This window comes from Enterobacter sp. EGD-HP1 (genome assembly GCF_000733275.2).
In the GTDB taxonomy this organism is placed as follows: domain Bacteria; phylum Pseudomonadota; class Gammaproteobacteria; order Enterobacterales; family Enterobacteriaceae; genus Enterobacter.
This window is the reverse complement of sequence record NZ_AVOP01000032.1, coordinates 188,411-207,388: the sequence shown is the minus strand read 5'-3', so window position 1 is coordinate 207,388 and position 18,978 is coordinate 188,411. Positions and strand designations below refer to the sequence as shown.

Annotated in this window: 17 protein-coding genes; all 17 read left to right on the top strand. The window is 58.1% G+C overall.

The features are described 5' to 3' along the window. Nucleotides 1-3 precede the first annotated feature (3 nt). Complete coding sequence (gene tssC, locus N037_RS16605; RefSeq protein WP_023336028.1) at nucleotides 4-1,503, top strand: type VI secretion system contractile sheath large subunit; 1,500 nt, start codon at nucleotides 4-6, stop codon at nucleotides 1,501-1,503. A gap of 65 nt (nucleotides 1,504-1,568) precedes the next feature. Next, entirely contained in the window at nucleotides 1,569-2,075 is a 507-nt protein-coding gene (locus tag N037_RS16600; RefSeq protein ID WP_032642293.1) for a type VI secretion system amidase effector protein Tae4, read from the top strand. Then, nucleotides 2,072-2,497 carry a T6SS amidase immunity protein Tai4 family protein gene (locus N037_RS16595; protein WP_032642291.1) on the top strand — a complete coding sequence of 142 codons (426 nt, stop codon included), beginning with the start codon at nucleotides 2,072-2,074 and terminating at the stop codon, nucleotides 2,495-2,497. Before N037_RS16600 ends, N037_RS16595 begins: the two co-directional genes overlap by 4 nt. Before the next feature lie 180 nt (nucleotides 2,498-2,677). Further along, entirely contained in the window at nucleotides 2,678-3,160 is a 483-nt protein-coding gene (locus N037_RS16590) for an Hcp family type VI secretion system effector (RefSeq protein ID WP_010432842.1), read from the top strand. 67 nt (nucleotides 3,161-3,227) lie between these two features. Beyond that, complete coding sequence (locus N037_RS16585; protein WP_032642289.1) at nucleotides 3,228-3,635, top strand: putative T6SS immunity periplasmic lipoprotein; 408 nt, start codon at nucleotides 3,228-3,230, stop codon at nucleotides 3,633-3,635. Between the two features lie 80 nt (nucleotides 3,636-3,715). Beyond that, nucleotides 3,716-5,479, top strand: coding sequence for a type VI secretion system-associated FHA domain protein TagH (gene tagH / locus N037_RS16580; protein ID WP_032642286.1), 1,764 nt, complete (start codon nucleotides 3,716-3,718; stop codon nucleotides 5,477-5,479). Further along, the gene (locus N037_RS16575) at nucleotides 5,476-6,273 is read left to right on the top strand and encodes a PP2C family protein-serine/threonine phosphatase (protein WP_023336024.1); all 798 of its coding nucleotides are present in this window, start codon (nucleotides 5,476-5,478) and stop codon (nucleotides 6,271-6,273) included. Before tagH ends, N037_RS16575 begins: the two co-directional genes overlap by 4 nt. Nucleotides 6,274-6,289: 16 nt before the next feature. Beyond that, the gene (locus N037_RS16570; protein ID WP_023336023.1) at nucleotides 6,290-7,288 is read left to right on the top strand and encodes a hypothetical protein; all 999 of its coding nucleotides are present in this window, start codon (nucleotides 6,290-6,292) and stop codon (nucleotides 7,286-7,288) included. Nucleotides 7,289-7,297: 9 nt separating this feature from the next. Then, nucleotides 7,298-8,110, top strand: coding sequence for a type VI secretion system accessory protein TagJ (locus tag N037_RS16565; RefSeq protein WP_032642284.1), 813 nt, complete (start codon nucleotides 7,298-7,300; stop codon nucleotides 8,108-8,110). Next, nucleotides 8,103-8,666, top strand: coding sequence for a type VI secretion system baseplate subunit TssE (gene tssE / locus N037_RS16560; protein WP_010432861.1), 564 nt, complete (start codon nucleotides 8,103-8,105; stop codon nucleotides 8,664-8,666). Before N037_RS16565 ends, tssE begins: the two co-directional genes overlap by 8 nt. A gap of 2 nt (nucleotides 8,667-8,668) precedes the next feature. Further along, nucleotides 8,669-10,540, top strand: a complete 1,872-nt coding sequence (gene tssF, locus N037_RS16555) for a type VI secretion system baseplate subunit TssF (protein ID WP_032642282.1) — start codon at nucleotides 8,669-8,671, stop codon at nucleotides 10,538-10,540. Continuing rightward, nucleotides 10,537-11,607 carry a type VI secretion system baseplate subunit TssG gene (tssG, locus tag N037_RS16550; RefSeq protein ID WP_032642280.1) on the top strand — a complete coding sequence of 357 codons (1,071 nt, stop codon included), beginning with the start codon at nucleotides 10,537-10,539 and terminating at the stop codon, nucleotides 11,605-11,607. Before tssF ends, tssG begins: the two co-directional genes overlap by 4 nt. Nucleotides 11,608-11,618: 11 nt before the next feature. Continuing rightward, nucleotides 11,619-14,234, top strand: coding sequence for a type VI secretion system ATPase TssH (gene tssH / locus N037_RS16545; protein WP_032642279.1), 2,616 nt, complete (start codon nucleotides 11,619-11,621; stop codon nucleotides 14,232-14,234). A 24-nt stretch (nucleotides 14,235-14,258) separates the two neighbouring features. After that, nucleotides 14,259-15,680 (top strand): serine/threonine protein kinase, encoded by a 1,422-nt coding sequence (locus tag N037_RS16540; protein WP_032642277.1) that lies wholly within the window; start codon nucleotides 14,259-14,261, stop codon nucleotides 15,678-15,680. Between the two features lie 21 nt (nucleotides 15,681-15,701). Then, entirely contained in the window at nucleotides 15,702-16,505 is an 804-nt protein-coding gene (locus tag N037_RS16535) for a hypothetical protein (protein WP_050511264.1), read from the top strand. Beyond that, on the top strand, nucleotides 16,489-16,941 hold the full coding sequence (locus tag N037_RS24215; RefSeq protein WP_071787465.1) for a hypothetical protein: 453 nt from the start codon (nucleotides 16,489-16,491) through the stop codon (nucleotides 16,939-16,941). Before N037_RS16535 ends, N037_RS24215 begins: the two co-directional genes overlap by 17 nt. Nucleotides 16,942-17,012: 71 nt before the next feature. Further along, entirely contained in the window at nucleotides 17,013-18,971 is a 1,959-nt protein-coding gene (locus N037_RS16530; RefSeq protein WP_032642275.1) for a type VI secretion system Vgr family protein, read from the top strand. Nucleotides 18,972-18,978 lie beyond the last annotated feature (7 nt).

Here is an 18,978-nt window from a genome sequence, read left to right as displayed (position 1 = left end):
TCAATGAGCAACCAGACTCAACAACATGAGCAGCAGGCGGGTCAGGCGTTCAGCCAGGATGAATTCAGCGCGCTGCTGAACAAAGAGTTCCGCCCGAAAACCGATCAGGCGCGTTCAGCCGTAGAGAGCGCGGTCAAAACGCTGGCGCAGCAGGCGCTGGAAAATACCGTCACTTTCTCCAACGACACCTACCGCACCATTCAGAACCTGATTGCCGGTATCGACGAGCAGCTGTCGCAGCAGGTGAACCAGATCATTCACCACGACGAGTTTCAGAAGCTGGAGAGCGCCTGGCGCGGTCTGAGCTACCTGGTGAACAACACTGAAACTGACGAGATGCTGAAGATCCGCTTTATGAGCATCTCCAAGCAGGAGCTGGGCCGCACCCTGAAGCGCTTCAAGGGCGTGGGCTGGGACCAGAGCCCGATCTTCAAGAAAATCTACGAGCAGGAGTACGGTCAGTTCGGCGGCGAGCCGTTTGGCTGCATCGTGGGCGACTACTACTTCGACCACAGCCCGCAGGACGTTGAGCTGCTGGGTGAAATGGCGCGCATCGGCTCTGCGGCGCACTGTCCGTTTATCACCGGTACCGCACCGGGCGTGATGCAGATGGAGTCATGGCAGGAGCTGGCTAACCCGCGCGACCTGACCAAGATCTTCCAGAACACCGAATACGCGGCCTGGCGTTCACTGCGTGAATCCGAAGATGCCCGCTATCTGGGTCTGGTGATGCCGCGCTTCCTGTCGCGTCTGCCGTACGGCATTCGCACCAACCCGGTGGACAGCTTTGATTTTGAAGAGCAGACCGACGGCGCAAACCACAACAGCTATTCCTGGGCGAACGCCGCCTATGCGATGGCCGCCAACATCAACCGCTCTTTCAAAGAGTACGGCTGGTGCACCTCGATTCGCGGCGTGGAGTCCGGCGGGGCGGTGGAAAACCTGCCGTGCCACACCTTCCCGAGCGATGACGGCGGCGTGGACATGAAGTGCCCGACCGAGATCGCCATCAGCGATCGTCGTGAAGCCGAGCTGGCGAAAAACGGCTTTATGCCGCTGGTTCACCGCAAAAACTCCGACTTTGCCGCCTTCATCGGCGCGCAGTCGCTGCAAAAACCGGCGGAGTATCACGACCCGGATGCGACCGCTAACGCGCGTCTGGCCTCTCGCCTGCCGTACCTGTTCGCCTGCTGCCGTTTTGCCCACTACCTGAAGTGCATCGTGCGCGACAAAATCGGCTCCTTCCGCGAGCGCGAAGAGATGGAGCGCTGGCTGAACGACTGGGTCATGAACTACGTCGACGGTGACCCGGCGAACTCCTCTCAGGAGACCAAGTCCCGCAAACCGCTCGCGGCTGCGGAAGTGCAGGTGCAGGAGATTGAAGATAACCCGGGCTACTACGCCGCGAAGTTCTTCCTGCGTCCACACTACCAGCTGGAAGGTCTGACCGTTTCCCTGCGTCTGGTTTCTAAACTACCGTCGCTGAAGACGAAAGACGCGTAATGATAATGGCTGCCGGGAAACCGTGCCCGGCGCTGGCTTTATAGCATGGAAATTTGAGAGGAAATATGACAGCGAGACCTTCGTTTGTTGCTGCCTGGGCGGCGGCAACACGTATTTACGATGCAAATGATTCTATCGGTAAAGTTAAGCAAGTTATCGGCGGCAAGGTTAAGCACAACTTCGAAATACCCGAAAATCAGGGCGGTTGGTCAAACAGTTGTGCCGTTCGCATGAGTTATGTTCTGAATTATACCGGGCATCCCGTTCCGCGTATTGCAAATCTCACAGTATCCGGTGCTGATAATAAATGGTACTTCTACCGCGTAAAAGATGTTATTGCCTGGTTGACGCGCCAGTGGGGTAAACCTGACATGATCGTGAGTTATCCTTCCATACCCGTACAGCAATTGGCCAACAAAAAGGGCGTAATTCTGTTTGAGGTACAGGGCTGGAATGATGCCGCCGGTCATGCCACATTCTGGAATGGTTTAACCTGTTCGGATCACTGTTATTTCAATGCGCCGGATACAAATTACACGACGACCAAAGCCAATTTTTGGGAGTTGCCATGAAAAAAATAATTGCTAGTCTACTGTTGCTCACCAGTTCCGCCTCTGTTTATGCAACTGACGATCCGGTGTCATTTGTCAAAAAATTGCCTTATAAGCAAGTTGTTAAAGACATTGTTCTTTCTCGCTGTCTGGCACAAGTGGCTGATGATAAAAGCCAGTTTTCTCTGGATGCAGCGCGTAGCAGTAATGCATTACTGGAGTGGGTGCCTTTCGATATTGAGAATGGTAATGACAAAATTAACGCTCTCATTAATAAATACAAGGGCGCAACCAATGCCTTCCATTCTGAGAGAAAACCAGAAGTACAAGGTGTGACCTTAAACTGCCTGCGACTTTATTATAGTGACGAACTTAATAAACTTGCTCCTCAATTAATCATCGGAAATCCTGATCGCACCTGGATTCAGGATAACCCGCAGTAGTAAAAGACTTCACATTCTTTCCATTTATTCCGGGAGAATGTAAGACTGTCAAATGACACGGGTCATTTGATGTGAGGCAGAGGTAAAATATGGACGGTTTTATTCAGCCCCATGCTTTCCTGTTTGCCATATAAGTGCTTTTTCGAAAGCAATATTGTTCATCCACGAAGAGTAGATATTATGGCTATTGATATGTTTCTGAAGGTCGAGGGTGTTACGGGCGAATCTAAAGATTCTAACCACACCGGCTGGACTGATATTACCTCCTTCTCCTGGGGCGCTTCCCAGCCGGGTAATATGAGCGTTGGCGGTGGCGGCGGTGCCGGTAAAGTTAACTTTAACGACCTGCACGTTAACGCGCTGATCGACAAATCCACCACCGCTGTCCTGAAACACTGCGCCAGCGGCAAACACCTGACTAAAGTTGAGCTGTCCGTCTGTAAAGCTGGCGGCCAGCAGGTGGAATATACCCGTATCACGCTGGAAGATGTGCTGGTCACTTCTGTTCAGTACACCGGTGCCGACAATGGCGATACCGTTGGTGTGACCTATGCCTTCCAGGCTGCGAAAGTGAAACAGCAGTACTGGGAGCAGACCACTGCGGGTGGTAAAGGTGCTGAAAGCAGCGCTGGCTGGAACATCAAAGAGAACAAAGAAGCGTAATAGCGTATATGGCCGGGGAATTTTCCCCGGTCTTTATCAACCTAAAGCGCCCTAAGGATTGGCGGGCATGGTTATGCAAAAGTTATTCGGTGTGTTTGCAGTCACGTTAATGGTCAGCACCTGTGTGTCGCATCCAGCACAATATCAGTCGCTTTCGGTTACGCTGAAAAACAATGAACCCTGCTTTGCTATCCCTGCTAATTCCGGGTTAGAAGCGCCGGTCATCAGCCATACACCCACCATTATGAAAAGAGCGGGAAAGGAATGGAAAACGATATCGCCGCCATCAACATATATCCCTGTAGTGACGTTAAATTCTCAGCAGTGCAACCAGTGGCGTGGTATCGCGTGGCAAACCGGAGAATATGATGTGGCACAGACAGTGTCGGCTAAAAACGATTCTATTCGCTATGCTGCCCGTTTCACCTTACAAGAAGGTCCTTCAGGCCAGTTTAAGCTTACGCAGACTGAATGAATGTGTTAACCCCAAACGCCGCCGTTTTCGCCCCGAGAGCGGCAGCGTTTGAGCGCTAATCATACCAGCAGGAATACGCCATGCGATTCACGATTATTTCTACGAAACCCGGTCATCAGCCGCCGCAGAGCAGCTGTGATTTTTACGCCCCGGGCGGCACCATTGGGCGCGGTACGGATAACAATCTGGTGTTGCCGGATAATGACCGCACCATCTCTCGGCTGCAGGCCATTGTTCACGTGGACGCCCAGGGCGAATGCCGCGTGACCAACCGTGGCAGCGTCACCCGCGTGGTATTAAATGATATTCCGCTGGAGCGAGGGCGTCAGGTTGAGCTGCAGGACGGCGACATTCTCGGTATTGATGATTACCGCATCGAAGTGACCGAACTGATCCACGACACCCAGCCCGTGAGCCGTATGGCCGCCAGCATGCATCAACAGGCGCGTCCGGCAGCCGCGCCTGCGGCCACTTCGCAACCCAAACCGGCGAGTGCTGCACCGCGCGGGAAAGCCGAGCCGACCGCCGTGCCAACTGAGATCTGGGATAGCCTGATGCAGGAGTTCTCCATCTCCGACAGCATCTCCAGCAACCGTACAAAACCGCAGCCTGCTGCATCGCACGACCCGTTCTCCCAGCCTGCGGCCCCGGAGCGTAACGCTGAAGACCCGCTGGCGATGTTCAACGACAGCGATCCAAAGCTCGAGCGTAAGAATGTTGACCCGGACACGCTGTTCAGCGACGAAGCCTTGTTCAAAAAAGAGAGTATTTTTGACGACGTTACCCCGTCAACGCTGGTGCCGCCGGGCGAGAATATCCCCGTCAAGCCAGAAGACGAGGCGACGGACGAGCTCGATCCGCTGGCCCTGTTTGGCGGTAAGGCCAGCGCGCCAGCCGCGCGTAATGACGACCCGCTCGGGCTGATGGGCGGCGCGCCATTAACCCATCCGGAAGACATGATTGATGAAAAGCCTGCGCCAGTGCCGGAACCTGAGCAGGAAGAGGACGTGCTGGCCGATTCTCCGCTGTTCGCCCCCGAGCCGCAGGAAGAACCGCGTGCTGAAGAAGAGCCCGCGCGACCGGATTACGCAGGCTTCACCATGCCTACGCCACAGGCCGTTGCGCGCAGCAGCGCTCAGGCCCCGAAGGGCCGCCTGCGCATCGACCCGGTCAATAACGCCGCCGCCCCAACCGCCACGGCGAACAGCGGTGAGAAGGGCGACGTGTTGCAGGGCGAGCTGCTGGAGGCGCTGCTGGAAGGCATGGGCCTGAGTGAAATGCAGCCCGTCCCGCAGTTTGACCGGGAAAATATGCGTCAGCTGGGGCAAATCCTCGGCATGTTCTCTCAGGGGACCGTGGCGCTGCTCTCCTCGCGCTCCATCCTCAAGCGTGGCGTAAAAGCCGATATGACCATGGTGCTGGATGATGCCAACAACCCGTTCAAGCTGTTGCCGACCGGTAAAACCGTGCTGATCCAGATGTTCGGCACCCCGATGCCGGGCTTTATGCCGCCAACAAAATCCGTGCGCGACGCGCTGATCGATCTGCAGGCGCACCAGCTGGGCATGATCTCCGGTATCCGCGCCATTATCGCCGCGATGCTGCAATCCTTTAACCCGGAACAGCTGGAAGAGCAGGCGAAGCAGAACGGGATGACCTCTCGTCTGGCGCTGCCGGGCAGCCGCAAAGCCGCCCTGTGGGACTATTTTGTTCGCAGCTATGGCGAGACGGCTGGCGAGATTGAGGATGACTTCCACACCCTCTTCGGCGAGGCCTTCCTTCATGCGTATGACATGGAGGTGAATCAGTACAAAGACTCACAGAGCGGATCGGAAGACAAATGAATATCGCAACGGCTTCTCTCTCCCGCCAGGGGACGCGCGCCAGCAACCAGGATCAGACGGGAGAAACCATAGGGGAACGTTCGGCCTGCTTTGTCGTCTGCGACGGCATCGCGGGCCTGCCGGGCGGTGAGGTGGCTGCAGAGCTGGCCCGCAACAGCATTATCTCCCGCTTCGATGGCGACAAACACCTTAATGCGCAGCACATCCGCGACTACGTGCAGACGGCGAACCGCACGATCCTCAGCGAACAGCAGGCCGTACAGGACTATCGCCGGATGGGCACGACGCTGGTCAGCCTGTTCATTGACCGTGATTACGGGCTGGCCTACTGGGCGCACGCCGGAGACAGCCGCCTGTACCTGTTTCGCCGGGGATGGCTGTGGCATGTGACCACCGACCACAGCCTGGTGCAGCAGATGAAAGACGCCGGACACCAGACCGACGATCTCAACAGCAACCTGCTGTACCTCGCGCTGGGGATTGAAAACGGCGGGCCGGAAGCGAGCTACAGCGACGTGGTGCAGGTTGAAGACGGCGATGCATTCTTACTTTGTACCGACGGGTTCTGGCACGGCGTCAGCGAAGAGCAAATGAAGCAGTCGCTGCATATGGTCAATACGCCGCAGGAGTGGCTGACCTTAATGAACCAAATCATTCAAAAGAATGGCGAACAGGAGGGGAATGCTCAGGATAACTATACTGCCCTGGCGGTATGGATGGGCAACCCTCAGGACACCACTTTGCTGCACACCCTCTCTGATGCAGCACAATTTCTTCCCTGCGGAACTGATTAGACACACAAGGAACGATATGAAACTTTGGCTATCGGGTTTGGCACTTCTGGCGGTCACCTCCACCGCGCAGGCTGAGAATTTCCGCATCGTGCAGTCTCCTGCGCAGAAGCTGGATATCTGGATCGACAACATCAAAGACAACACGCCGCAGAGCTGGTGTAAGCCTGAGGTGGCGCTGCGTATTGTGGCGAACGGCAAGAAAGACGTCTCCGTGCTGGAGAACTTTGTGCCGCGTCTTGGCTCCCTGCTGGAACACCAGTGCAGCAAAGTGAATAAGCTTAGCTGGACGCTCAACGATCCGGCGGGTACCACGCTGGCGCAGGGCACTGCAGGCAAAGCGCAGGACTGGGCGCTGGTGGTGAAGCAGGAGGAGGCGGCGCCTGCTGCGACCGTCACCGCAACTCCAGCCAGCGGCGCGTTACTGCCGCCGGACCAGAACGTGGCTTCCCGCACTGTCGCGGCTGACCGCACGCCGTGGCAGGAATTTACCCTGCAGGACGGCTGTCATCTTCGCACCTTCTGGGAAGGGGGCGCTTCCGCTCCGGCGCTCTTTATTCCGGATTCTGACACCACCCGCTGCGGTAACGGCAGCTGGCTGAGCGGACACACCGTTGTTTCGCAGTCCCGCAACGGTGAACAGAAAGAGATGGCGGTGACCTACATCCATGGCTTCCCGGTGACGGGGCTGAATCAAAGCGCCGATCCTGAAAACGCGCTGATCACCTCCGTCAACAAAGAGCGCATGGTATTCAGCACGCCAAACAGCGACCAGAGCTGGATGATCCTGCCTTACGATAACGCCCTGAACAGCTGGAAAAGCAACGGTACCGTAGCGGTGGAGATTTCCCGTGAAATCGCCAGCGATGACGCAAAACTGCAGGCGCGTATCGCGGCGGTGAAAAAAACGTGGAGCGCCTGGGTCGCACCCGGCACGCCGCTGAATATCGTTCTGATTGATACCCTGCGTCCTCAGCTGCGCGATCCGGCCGTCGGCGCATGGCGCGCGGCGAATTAAGGAGTGGCTATGAATACGCTCTATCAACACCTGGCGGGCGAGTCGCTCAACGACGCCCTGGCGCGCCTTGAAGCTGAAATCAAAGCCCGTCCGGCGGATGCCGACCTTCGCGCCGCGTTCGTGCAGTTTTTAACCCTCAGCGGCAACTGGACGCGTGCGCTGACCCAGCTGAAAAGCTGGCTGGCGCTCAAGCCCCAGGCGAAGCCCACCGTCACGCTGCTGGAGCAATCCATTCAGGGCGAGCTGCAGCGCGCGCAGGTGATGGCGGGACAGGCGCGTCCGTCCATGCCTGAAACCCAGTGGCCGTGGCTGACTGCCCTGGCCGCGGCGCTGGGCGAGGAGGGCGAGCGCGCGCAGGCGCTGCGTCTTGAAGCCCTTGAACAGGCTCACGCAAACCCAGGCCGCATCGCCCTCGAAAACGAGGAGACGCAGGCCTTTGACTGGCTGATGGATGGCGATGCCCGTCTCGGCCCGGTCTGCGAAACCATCGTCAACGGCCGCTATTTCTGGCTGCCGTTTAGCGCTATCGCGGAGATCCGTTTCCAGGCCCCTGCCAGCGTGACCGATCTGGTCTGGCGTCACGCGCTGGTGCGCCTGACCGACGGTACGGAGCAGGTGTGTCAGATCCCGGCGCGTTATCCGTTTGCTGCCGATGCCCCTGATGCGCTTAAATTGGGCCGCGTCACCGAATGGCAGCCGCTCGACGAAGACGGCACCCTTTACGAAGGTATGGGCCAGAAAGCCTGGCTGAGCGAGGAAAGCGAAAGCCCGCTTCTGTCCTTAAGCCTCGTGACGTTTGCGACGGATGGAGCCGATGAGTAATCCCGCTGGCGAAGGCGATCTGCTGCGCAGCGGCTGGCAAGCCCGCAGCAAGCAGGAGAAGGTGGGGGCGCGCGACAAAATGCAGCCCTCGCTGCTGGATCGCCTCACCGATAATGACCCGGAAAAAAAACGCGAGTCGGCCAACAGCAATCTGATCACCCACGCCGCCCTGCGCCGCAATGTGCTGCGCGATCTGCAGTGGCTGTTTAACACCATTAACCACGATGCCTCCGGCGATTTGAGCGCCTTGCCGCACGTGAACCGCTCGGTGGTCAACTTCGGCGTCGCGCCGCTGGCCGGGAAAAGAATGTCGGATATCGAATGGCACGATATTCAGCGCAAGCTCACCGAGGCCATCATCAATTTCGAACCACGCATTTTGCCGCAGGGGCTGCAGGTCCGCTGCGTCTCGGATACCTCCTCGCTGGATCTGCACAACGTGCTCTCCATCGAGATCAAAGGGCGTTTATGGTGCGTGCCGTACCCGCTGGAGTTTCTGTTTCGTACCGATGTCGATCTGGAAAACGGCCATTTTGAACTGAAAGATGCGGGGTAATCATGGAAAGTAAACTGCTCGAATACTACAACCGCGAGCTGGCCTACCTGCGCGAAATGGGGGCCGAGTTTGCCGAACGCTATCCTAAGGTCGCCGGACGGCTGGGCATGCGCGGCATCGAAGTAGCGGACCCGTATACCGAACGTCTGATGGAGGGCTTCGCCTTCCTGACCTCCCGCGTGCAGATGAAAATGGACGCGGAGTTTCCGCGCTTCTCCCAGCGTCTGCTGGAGATGATTGCGCCTAACTATCTCGCGCCCACCCCGTCGATGGCGATTGCCGAGATTGAGCCCGACAGCAGCCGGGGCGACCTGAGCAAGGGCTTTATCGTGCCGCGCGGCACCATGATGGACAGCCTGGCGCTGAAAAAAACCGGCGTGACCTGCAGCTATACCACGGCGCACGAGGTCAACCTGCTGCCGCTGAAAATCGACAAGGTCGAGCTGGGCGGCGTGCCCGCCGATCTGCCGCTGGCGCAGCTGGGGCTGAGCCAGCGTGGGATCGGCAGCGCCTTGCGGATCCGCATCGCCTGCGACGGCCCGCAAAACCTCGGGCACCTGGATTTCGACCGTCTGGAATTTTTCCTCGGTGGTCCGGACATTGAAGCGCTGAAGCTGCTGGAGCTGGTGATGGAGCACCACGCCGGGATCGTCTGTCAGACGGTCAGCCCGCAGCCGCAGCGACAGCTGCTGACGTCTGACGCGCTGCGCCAGGAGGGCTTTGAGCCAGACCAGGCCCTGCTTCCTGACGATCTGCGCAACTTTGACGGCTACCGCCTGCTGCAGGAGTATTTCGCGTTTCCGGCCCGCTTCCGCTTCATCAGCCTGAGCGGCCTGAGCACGCTTATCGAACGCTGTGAAGGCGAAAAAGCCTTCGACATCTTCATTCTGCTGGATAAGTCGGATGAACAGCTGGAGCGCGTGGTCGATGCCAGCCATCTGGCGCTGCACTGTACGCCGGTCATTAACCTGTTCCCTAAGGTCGCGGCGCGTCAGAAGCTGAATGAAGGCCAGCATGAATACCATCTGGTGGTGGATAACATCCGTCCGCTGGATTATGAAATTTACGCGGTCAAAAAAATCTATGGCAGCGCCGACGGCCAGCGTGATGACCAGACGTTTCGTCCATTCTGGAGCACCTGGAGCGGTGATGCGGGCAACTACGGGGCCTATTTTTCCCTGCGCCGCGAACAGCGCGTGCTGTCCGAACACGCCCTGCGCTACGGTACCCGCACCGGTTACATCGGTTCAGAGGTGTTTGTTTCGCTGGTGGATGAACAGCACGCCCCGTGGCAGGAAAACCTGCGCTATATCTCTGCCGAGGTGCTCTGCACCAGCCGCGACCTGCCGCTGATGCTGCAGCAGGAGCTCGGGCAGTTCATTATGGCCGACTCCATGCCGGTGAAATCCCTCACCCTGCGCAAAGGCCCGACGCCGCCGCGCCCGGCGCTGGCGGAAGGGTTCAGCACCTGGCGGCTCATCAGCCAGCTGCAGATGAACTACCTCAGCCTGATGGACAGCGAAAACGAAGACGGCGCGGCCGCGCTGCGCCAGCTGTTAGGGCTGTACGCCAACCTGGCAGAAACGCCCGTTGCGCGCCAGGTAGAGGGGGTACGCCACTGCGTGCTGGAGCCGGTTCACCGCCGCGTGCCTGAACCTGGCCCGGTCGTTTTCGCCCGTGGGATCGGCATTACCCTGACGGTCGATGAGCGAGCCTTTTCCGGCGCCAGTCCGTGGCTATTCGGCAGCGTGATGGAGCGTCTCTTTGCCCGTCTGGTGTCCATCAACAGCTTTACGGAGTTCACCCTGAAAAGTCAGCAGCGCGGCGAGATTGGCTACTGGGCGCCGCGGATGGGTAAAAGGGCGCTGATATGAGTGAGGCTGCCACTGCACCGCTGCGCGTGCATCGTCTGACCCGGCTGCCGGATACGTTCTGGAGCGGCGTCCGCGAGACGCCCTGGCGCTACGATCTGTTTCAGCTGTTAAGGCGCATTGATGCCCAGGGCGGCGAGCGCTACCCGCTGGGACGCGCGCCGCTGCCGAAATTCGAACCGCTGCGCATCGGCCAGCAGCCGTCGATGAGTTTTGCACCGTCGACGGTGGCTCAGGTCCGCCAGCGGGAGGAGAGCGGGCTTCATGAGGTGTCTATCCTCAGCTTTGGCCTGTTTGGCCCGAACGGCCCGCTGCCGGTCCACATGACCGAATACGCCCGCGAGCGTATTTATCATCATCAGGACACCAGCCTGAGCGCGTTTGCCGACCTGTTCCATCATCGCCTGGCGCTGCTGTTTTACCGCGCCTGGGCGGATGCGCAGCCGGCTGTCTCTCTGGATCGCGCCGATAACAGGCGCTTTGAGGGCTACCTGGCGTCGCTGATTGGCATGGGCCAGCCGGGGCAGATGAACAAAGGCAGCCTGAGCCCGCATGCCCGCTTTACCCACGCCGGACACCTGACCCGTCACGGGCGGGATCCGGAGGGCCTGGAGAAGATCCTGCGCAACTATTTTAAAGCACCGGTCAAACTGGTGAGCAACGTACCGCAGTGGATGCCGCTTTCCACGCGCGAGCAGGCGCAGCTTGGCGCAGGACGCCGCATGCCGCGCATGGGTGAGTCCGCTTTTCTCGGCGTTGCGGTGCGAGACGTGCAGCACAAGTTTCGCATCGAAATTGGCCCGCTGAGCGCGGAGGAGTACAACCGTTTTCTGCCGGGGGAAGCGTGGGTCACCGAGCTGCGCGACTGGGTGCGTCAGTACGCCGGGGTGGAGTTTGAATGGGAAACGCGGGTTATCCTGCGTGAAGACGCGGTGCAGGGCACCACGCTCGGCAGCAATGGGCGGTTAGGCTACAACACCTGGCTGGGCCTTCAGCCGCGGCCTGTCCCGCGTGGCGAACTGGTGTATCGCGCAGAGCGGCAATCCTTCCGTATATCGAATCATTGTTAATGGAAACTAACATGTCAGAAATTAGCCGTGCCGTGCTTTTCGGCAAACTGGATACGCTGTTATTTACCTCTCTGGAAAGCGCGACTGCGTTCTGCAAGCTGCGCGGCAACCCCTATGTTGAGCTGGTACACTGGCTGCATCAGCTGATGCAGCAGCAGGATGGCGATCTGCAGCAGGTCATCCGCCACTTTGCCCTTGATGAACAGCAGCTGACGCGCGATATCGTGGCCGCGCTGGATGTCCTTCCGCGCGGGGCGAGTTCCGTTTCCGATCTCTCCGAACACATTGACAGCGCCGTGGAGCGCGCCTGGGTCTTCGGCTCGCTGAAGTTTGGCGTTAGCCGTATTCGCGGCGGCCATTTACTGATCGGCATGCTGAAAACCTGGAACCTGGCTAACGTGCTGAAAAGTATCTCGTCGCAGTTCACCCGCCTTAACGTCGAGGTGCTGATTGAGCAGTTCGACGCGATTTGCGTCAACAGCAAAGAGACGCAGCAGGCCGCTGCCGCCGCAGACGCACCGGCGGGTACGGTACCGGCGGCGCAGGGGACGCTGGCCCAGTACGGCCAGGATCTGACCGCCCGAGCCCGCGAAGGGAAGATTGACCCGGTTGTCGGGCGCGACGAGGAGATCCGCCAGATGGTGGATATCCTGATGCGTCGCCGCCAGAACAACCCTCTGCTGACCGGAGAAGCCGGGGTCGGCAAAACGGCGGTGGTGGAAGGGCTGGCGCTGCGTATCGCCGACGGCGACGTCCCGGAGCCGCTGCAAAATATTCAGCTGTGGCTGCTGGATATCGGCATGCTGCAGGCTGGCGCAGGCATGAAAGGCGAGTTCGAGGCCCGGCTGCAGGCGCTCATTAATGAAGTCCAGTCCAGCGCCACGCCAATCATTCTGTTTATTGATGAGATCCACACCCTGATTGGCGCTGGCGGCCAGCAGGGGACCGGCGATGCGGCGAACCTGCTGAAGCCTGCGCTGGCGCGCGGACAGCTGCGCACCATTGGCGCTACCACCTGGGCGGAATACAAAAAGTACATCGAGAAAGACCCGGCGCTGACCCGTCGTTTCCAGACGGTGCAGGTGCACGAGCCGGACGAAGCGAAAGCCATTCTGATGCTGCGCAGCACCGTGTCGCCGCTGGAGGCGCACCACCAGGTGCTGCTGCTCGACGAAGCGGTCAGCGCGGCGGTGAAGCTGTCGCATCGCTACATTCCGGCGCGTCAGCTGCCGGACAAAGCCGTTGCGCTGCTCGACACCGCCTGCGCCCGCGTCGCGGTCAGCCAGAGCGCGCCGCCTGCGCAGCTGGAAGACTGCCTGCGTCACCTTGCCGCGCTGGACGTGGAAATTGAGATCGCTGAACGCGAAGCGCGCGTCGGCGCCGGTGATGCCGATCGCGTGACGGCCTTAATCGCCGAACGCGCCGCGTATGAAACAAAACGCGAAGCCCTGTCCCGGCGCTGGGAAGAAGAGCGCAGCCTGGTGCAGGAGATTATTCGCCTGCGCGCGGCGCTGTTCGCGGCGGGCGATGAAGATAGCGCCGAGCTGCGCGCCCAGCTGGCGGAACAGCAGCAGGCGCTGAACGCCTTACAGGGCGATGAACCGCTGCTGTTTGCGGCGGTGGATGAAAACGTGGTCGCCGCCGTGGTCTCTGACTGGACCGGGATCCCGCTGGGCCGGATGGTGAAAAACGAGATCGACGCGGTACTCAACCTCGCCGACACGCTGAACCAGCGCGTTATCGGCCAGCGTCACGGTCTGGATCTCATTGCCCGCCGGGTGAAAACCTCGCGAGCGAAGCTGGACGACCCGAACAAACCGGTGGGCGTCTTTATGCTGTGCGGCCCGTCCGGGGTCGGTAAAACCGAAACCGCGCTGGCGCTGGCGGAATCCCTGTACGGCGGCGAGCAGAACGTTATCACCATTAACATGAGCGAGTTCCAGGAAGCGCACACCGTTTCCACCTTAAAAGGTGCGCCTCCGGGATACGTAGGGTATGGTGAAGGCGGCGTGTTAACCGAGGCCGTGCGCCGCCGTCCGTACAGCGTGGTGCTGCTGGACGAAATTGAAAAAGCGCACCCGGACGTTCACGAGATCTTCTTCCAGGTCTTCGACAAAGGCTGGATGGAAGACGGCGAGGGGCGACACATTGATTTCCGTAACACCATCATTATTCTGACCTCCAACGTTGGCACCGACCTGATTAGCGCCATGTGCGCCGATCCGGAGCTGATGCCGGAGCCGGACGCCCTGAGCGGCGCCCTGCGCCAGCCGCTGCTGGAGGTATTCCCACCGGCGCTGCTGGGCCGTCTGCTGGTGGTGCCGTACTACCCGCTCAGCGACGAGATGCTGGGGCAGATAGTTCGCCTGCAGCTCAAGCGCATCCAGCGTCGTCTGGAAGAGAATCACAGCATCATTTCTGAGTTTGACGACAGCGTAGTGGAACAGATTGTTCAGCGCTGTACCGAGGTGGAGTCCGGCGGCCGCATGGTGGACGCTATTCTGACTAACACCTTGCTGCCTCAGATGAGCCAGATCTTACTTACCGCCAGCCGCAGCGACGAGCAGTACCGACGTCTGCACGTCACCTGCGAGCAGGGCGAGTTTCACTGTCAGTTTGCCGCGTAATAATCATCAAGAGAACTGTAAAAGATGACGGATAATGATAACAATCGGACTGTCCCAAACGCGCTCCCGGTCGGGTACCGCTTCAACGAGTTTGAAATCAAAGAGGTGATCGGCGGCGGCGGTTTTGGCATCGTCTATCGCGCGTGGGATCACCAGCTCGAACGCACTATCGCTATCAAAGAATTTATGCCTTCCTCGCTCGCCGTGCGCGGCGACGACATGACCCTGGTGCTGCGCAGCGAGCGCTTTGGCAAAGCGTTTTCCGCCGGTCTGAACAGCTTTATTCAGGAAGCCCGTCTGCTGGCGCGCTTTAACCACCCGAACCTGCTGCACGTCCTGCGTTTCTGGGTGCAAAACGACACGGCCTACATGGGGACGCTGTTCTACAGCGGAACCACGCTTTCGCGCCTGCGCGAAGAAAAGCCGGAGCTGATCAACGAAGCCTGGATCCGCCGCACGCTGCCGATGCTGTTTGGCGCGATCAAGACCATTCACGACGAAGGCTACCTGCACCGCGATATTTCTCTGGATAACATTCAGATCCAGGATAACGGCCTGCCGGTACTGCTCGATTTTGGCTCTGCGCGCCGCACCATCGGTAACCTCTCTGACGAAACGGAAACCATGCTGCGCCCGGGCTTTGCGCCGATTGAGCAGTACACCGACGACAACGAAAGCGAGCAGGGTCCGTGGACGGATATTTACGCCCTTGGCGCCGTGCTCCGTACCCTGATTGTGGGGTCGCCGCCGCCGGTCAGCGTGGTGCGCTCCATTCAGGACACCTGTAAACCGCTGGTCGAGCTGATGCCGCAGGGCTATTCCATTCCGCTGCTTCAGGCCATCGACCGCGCGCTGGCGCTGCACATGGAGGACCGTCCGCAGTCAATCGACGAGTTCGCCGCGCTGATAGAGATGCCGGTCGCCGGTATCAACGACGTGCTGACGGCGAAAAAGCCCGGCACGATGCTGGTTCCGGTTGAAGACGAGAAACCGGCTTCGCTGCTCGACTGGCGCCGCTACAAGATCCCGGGCATGGTTGCCGCAGGCGTGCTGGTGGGTATTGTCGCCGGGGCGATGCTGTTCAGCAGCGGTAATGATGCTCCCGAGCAGGCTGCACAAGCACCGGCAGAGACGCGTCCGACTGAAACCGCCGCGAACGCGCCAGACGTGAAGCCGGAAACGGCGAAGGTTAACGAGCAGGCGACGGCGGAACAGACTCCACCGCCTGTCGAGGCCAGCCCCGTTGCGTTGGTCTATATCCGCATCCTCGACGGCGAAACGCTGAAAGTGAACGGCGAGCCAAAAGCGCTGCGCCCGGCGACCAACGGCTATGCATCGCTCAAGCTGCCAGCCGGTGAAGTGAAGATTGAACTGCAGGGCAACGGAAGAACGCGTGGCCAGACGCTGGATATTGCCAAGCCGGGTACCTGGCTGGTGAATCCGTAAATACGATAAACAGGGATCCTTATGGAAGTGTACGATCTTCGAAGCCAAAGGCTTCAGCCAAAAGAATTTGAAAAGATTGTCGCTCCTGTTTATGCACGGAGCGATATAGGGCGTGAATTTGTCGTTGTGCGCGGAGCATCAAATCCGTTTCACAGCATCGATGGATTGACGTTACGACATCGCTTCGAATTTAACCCTAACGCGGTGTTTGATCCGCTTTACGCGCAGAATCTTAATAAGATTGAACGCTTAATTGATTCAGGCGAAGTTGTGTTAATCGATCGTCGCCAACGAACGAAAGCCATCTACCCCTTTTATATCTCTGAATCAGGAGAGTTATTTTGTGTAGATGAGGCTATGTATCGTCCGGCTTTTGTAAACTATGTCCTCGAAAGATACCGACATAATGTTGCGCTGTTTGGAAAACCCGCGCCAACGAGAGATGCTTTTGTCCCCTCCACGGGTAAATATGGCCCGGGATACTGGAAGACGGTGGATAATGATTATCATGGCACGAAAAATGTCGTGATTATGGCGATTAACCGGCTGACGAGTATGGGGGATGAGGGGCGAGTATTTGGTTCTGATGGTAAAGATTATATGAATACCTCGCGGGACAAAATCCAACACTGGACTCCTTTACCCGGCGATTTAGATGGCGATTCGCGCGCATTATTATCTGAAAAGTCGGTCATCAGGCGATTTGGGGAGCAGCGATCGATTTATCAAAAGTATCAGGAAGGGGATGATGCCTGGGCTGTAAGCGGTAAATCCTGGCAATGGATACCTGGAGTCAGAGAAGAGGATTATGAATTTAAAAAGTAAATTATGGTATTTCTGGGGATGCATGGATGTACTGGCTCTTTTGCTTTATTGTGTAAATTCGCTTCGCCAAGACAGGATTCCCTTCATTTCAGATATAATCGCGTTCACAGAAACCTCGGGTGTGGTTTCCGGAGGCGGTTACAACTTTATCGTAACACTCTTTTTTATATGTGATTTGCTCTTGTTGCTTTCACTTTTTGGTTCGTCCTGGCTCTTTTTTAAAAGAAAAGACGTTGCGATTAAATTTGCCCTTGTTCAGGAAATATTTCGTCTAATTTCGTTCAGATGTTCGGTTTCTATTTTCCCACTGCTGATAAGTGTATTTGGTATTTCAAGTGTCTGGGTAAGTTTAGGATTGTTTGTTATCTCGGAACTGCTGAAAGTATATTCTCTTGTTTACTTAATGGGCAAAAGAGAAAGAACTCATTCACTTTGATATATAAATGACGCTCATGCATAGATGCGAACCTCTTTTCTGAATCGCATAAGCTATATGGAATACAGATTATGCTCAACCGAATTACCGTTCAGCTCCCGGTCGAGGGGCTGCTCTTCTGGAAACTCTCCGGCCGTGAGGCGATGTCCGAGTCGTTCGCCCTGACGCTGACCCTGCTTGGCACCGACGCGCGCATCGACCGCAGCAAATTGCTCGGTCAGCCGGTCACGGTGACCATCCCGACGCAGAACCTGCTCACCTCCCGCTATATCAACGGCAAAGTCACGCGCGTGGCGGTGAGCGCCGTTGAGCTGACGGGCACCCGCTATGCGGTGTACCAGCTGACGGTGGAGCCGGACCTGTGGCCGATGAAGCGCGACCGTAACCTGCGTATCTTCCAGGGGCAGACGGTGCCGCAGATTGTAAAAACCCTGCTGGGTGAGCATCAGGTCAACGTTGAGGATAAACTCACCGGCAGCTACCGGGTGTGGGACTACTGCGTGCAGTATCAGGAATCGAGCCTGGACTTCATCAGCCGCCTGATGGAGCTGGAGGGGATTGCGTATCACTTCAGCCACGAGGCCGACAAACACACTCTGGTACTGACCGACGCCGCCACCCAGCACCAGCCGTTCAGCGGCTATGAGGTCATTCCTTACCATCAGACGCCGTCCGGCGGCAGTACGGATGAAGAGGGCATCAGCCAGTGGGCGCTGGAGGACAGCGTCACGCCGGGGATTTACAGCCTCGACGACTATGACTTCCGCAAGCCGAACGCGTGGCTGTTCCAGGCGCAGCAGAACCCGGCGTCACCGAAACCGGGCAGCATCGACGTGTACGACTGGCCGGGCCGCTTTGTGGAGACAGGCCATGCGGAGTTCTACGCCCGCATCCGTCAGGAGCGCTGGCAGGTGGAGCATCAGCAGATTCAGGCCACCGCCACGGCGGCGGGGATTGCGCCGGGGCACACCTTCACGTTAACCAACGCGCCGTTCTTCAGCGACAACGGGGAGTATCTGGTGACGGCGGCGGGCTATCACTTCGAAGAGAACCGCTACGCCAGCGGCGAGGGGGAGACCATTCACCGTACCGATTTTACGGTCATCCCGTCGGCGGTGGTCTACCGTCCGGCGCAGAGCACGGCGTGGCCGCGCACCTACGGCCCGCAGACGGCGAAAGTGGTGGGGCCGCAGGGGGAGAGTATCTGGACGGACAAATACGGCCGGGTGAAGGTGAAGTTCCACTGGGACCGCCTGGCGAAGGGCGATGACACCAGCTCTTGCTGGGTGCGCGTGTCGAGCGCGTGGGCGGGCCAGGGCTACGGCGGGGTGCAAATCCCGCGCGTCGGCGATGAGGTGGTGGTGGACTTTATCAACGGGGACCCGGACCGTCCGATTATTACCGGGCGCGTGTACAACGACGCAAGCATGCCGCCGTGGGCGCTGCCGGCTGCGGCGACGCAGATGGGCTTTATGAGCCGCAGTAAGGACGGCCACAAAGATAATGCCAATGCCCTACGATTCGAGGATAAGGCCGGGCAAGAGCAGATCTGGATTCATGCTGAAAAAAACATGGACACCGAGATCGAGAACTGCGAGACACATGACGTAGGGGTAGACCGTAAAAAAATTATCGGCCGGGATGAGCACGTAACGGTTAAGCGTAACCGCGACGTGAACGTTGGGGCGAATTCAACCAGCAACACGGGTAATCAGCACAAATTCAATGTAGGTAAAAACCAAACCGTGTTGACTATGGATAAAGAGGGAAATGCTCTGCTGGAAGCGACGACCTCGATTAAGTTAAAGGTGAATGATAACTACATTCTTATCACGCCATCGACAATTGAAATTATCGTTTCCGAAGGGACACTCAAGGCTGAGAGTATTACGGAGGCATCCTTCAAAGGGACGGAGTTGACGAAGTTAGGCGGCGGAATAAATGCCGAGATGAAAGCTAATGATACTCTTAATCTCAATGGTACAAACCTGACAGATATTAAAGGCGCTGTTGTTAAAATTAACAGCTAATATGTAG

Excerpts from the sequence above, each read along its gene's own strand:
- N037_RS16600 (WP_032642293.1), top strand. The coding sequence starts at position 1,569 with ATGACAGCGAGACCTTCGTTTGTTGCTGCCTGGGCGGCGGCAACACGT.
- tssH (WP_032642279.1), top strand. The coding sequence starts at position 11,619 with ATGTCAGAAATTAGCCGTGCCGTGCTTTTCGGCAAACTGGATACGCTG.
- N037_RS16540 (WP_032642277.1), top strand. The coding sequence starts at position 14,259 with ATGACGGATAATGATAACAATCGGACTGTCCCAAACGCGCTCCCGGTC.
- N037_RS16595 (WP_032642291.1), top strand. The coding sequence starts at position 2,072 with ATGAAAAAAATAATTGCTAGTCTACTGTTGCTCACCAGTTCCGCCTCT.
- tssE (WP_010432861.1), top strand. The coding sequence starts at position 8,103 with ATGAGTAATCCCGCTGGCGAAGGCGATCTGCTGCGCAGCGGCTGGCAA.
- N037_RS16565 (WP_032642284.1), top strand. The coding sequence starts at position 7,298 with ATGAATACGCTCTATCAACACCTGGCGGGCGAGTCGCTCAACGACGCC.
- N037_RS16575 (WP_023336024.1), top strand. The coding sequence starts at position 5,476 with ATGAATATCGCAACGGCTTCTCTCTCCCGCCAGGGGACGCGCGCCAGC.
- N037_RS16585 (WP_032642289.1), top strand. The coding sequence starts at position 3,228 with ATGGTTATGCAAAAGTTATTCGGTGTGTTTGCAGTCACGTTAATGGTC.
- N037_RS16535 (WP_050511264.1), top strand. The coding sequence starts at position 15,702 with ATGGAAGTGTACGATCTTCGAAGCCAAAGGCTTCAGCCAAAAGAATTT.
- tssG (WP_032642280.1), top strand. The coding sequence starts at position 10,537 with ATGAGTGAGGCTGCCACTGCACCGCTGCGCGTGCATCGTCTGACCCGG.
- N037_RS16530 (WP_032642275.1), top strand. The coding sequence starts at position 17,013 with ATGCTCAACCGAATTACCGTTCAGCTCCCGGTCGAGGGGCTGCTCTTC.
- tssC (WP_023336028.1), top strand. The coding sequence starts at position 4 with ATGAGCAACCAGACTCAACAACATGAGCAGCAGGCGGGTCAGGCGTTC.
- tssF (WP_032642282.1), top strand. The coding sequence starts at position 8,669 with ATGGAAAGTAAACTGCTCGAATACTACAACCGCGAGCTGGCCTACCTG.
- tagH (WP_032642286.1), top strand. The coding sequence starts at position 3,716 with ATGCGATTCACGATTATTTCTACGAAACCCGGTCATCAGCCGCCGCAG.
- N037_RS16570 (WP_023336023.1), top strand. The coding sequence starts at position 6,290 with ATGAAACTTTGGCTATCGGGTTTGGCACTTCTGGCGGTCACCTCCACC.
- N037_RS24215 (WP_071787465.1), top strand. The coding sequence starts at position 16,489 with ATGAATTTAAAAAGTAAATTATGGTATTTCTGGGGATGCATGGATGTA.
- N037_RS16590 (WP_010432842.1), top strand. The coding sequence starts at position 2,678 with ATGGCTATTGATATGTTTCTGAAGGTCGAGGGTGTTACGGGCGAATCT.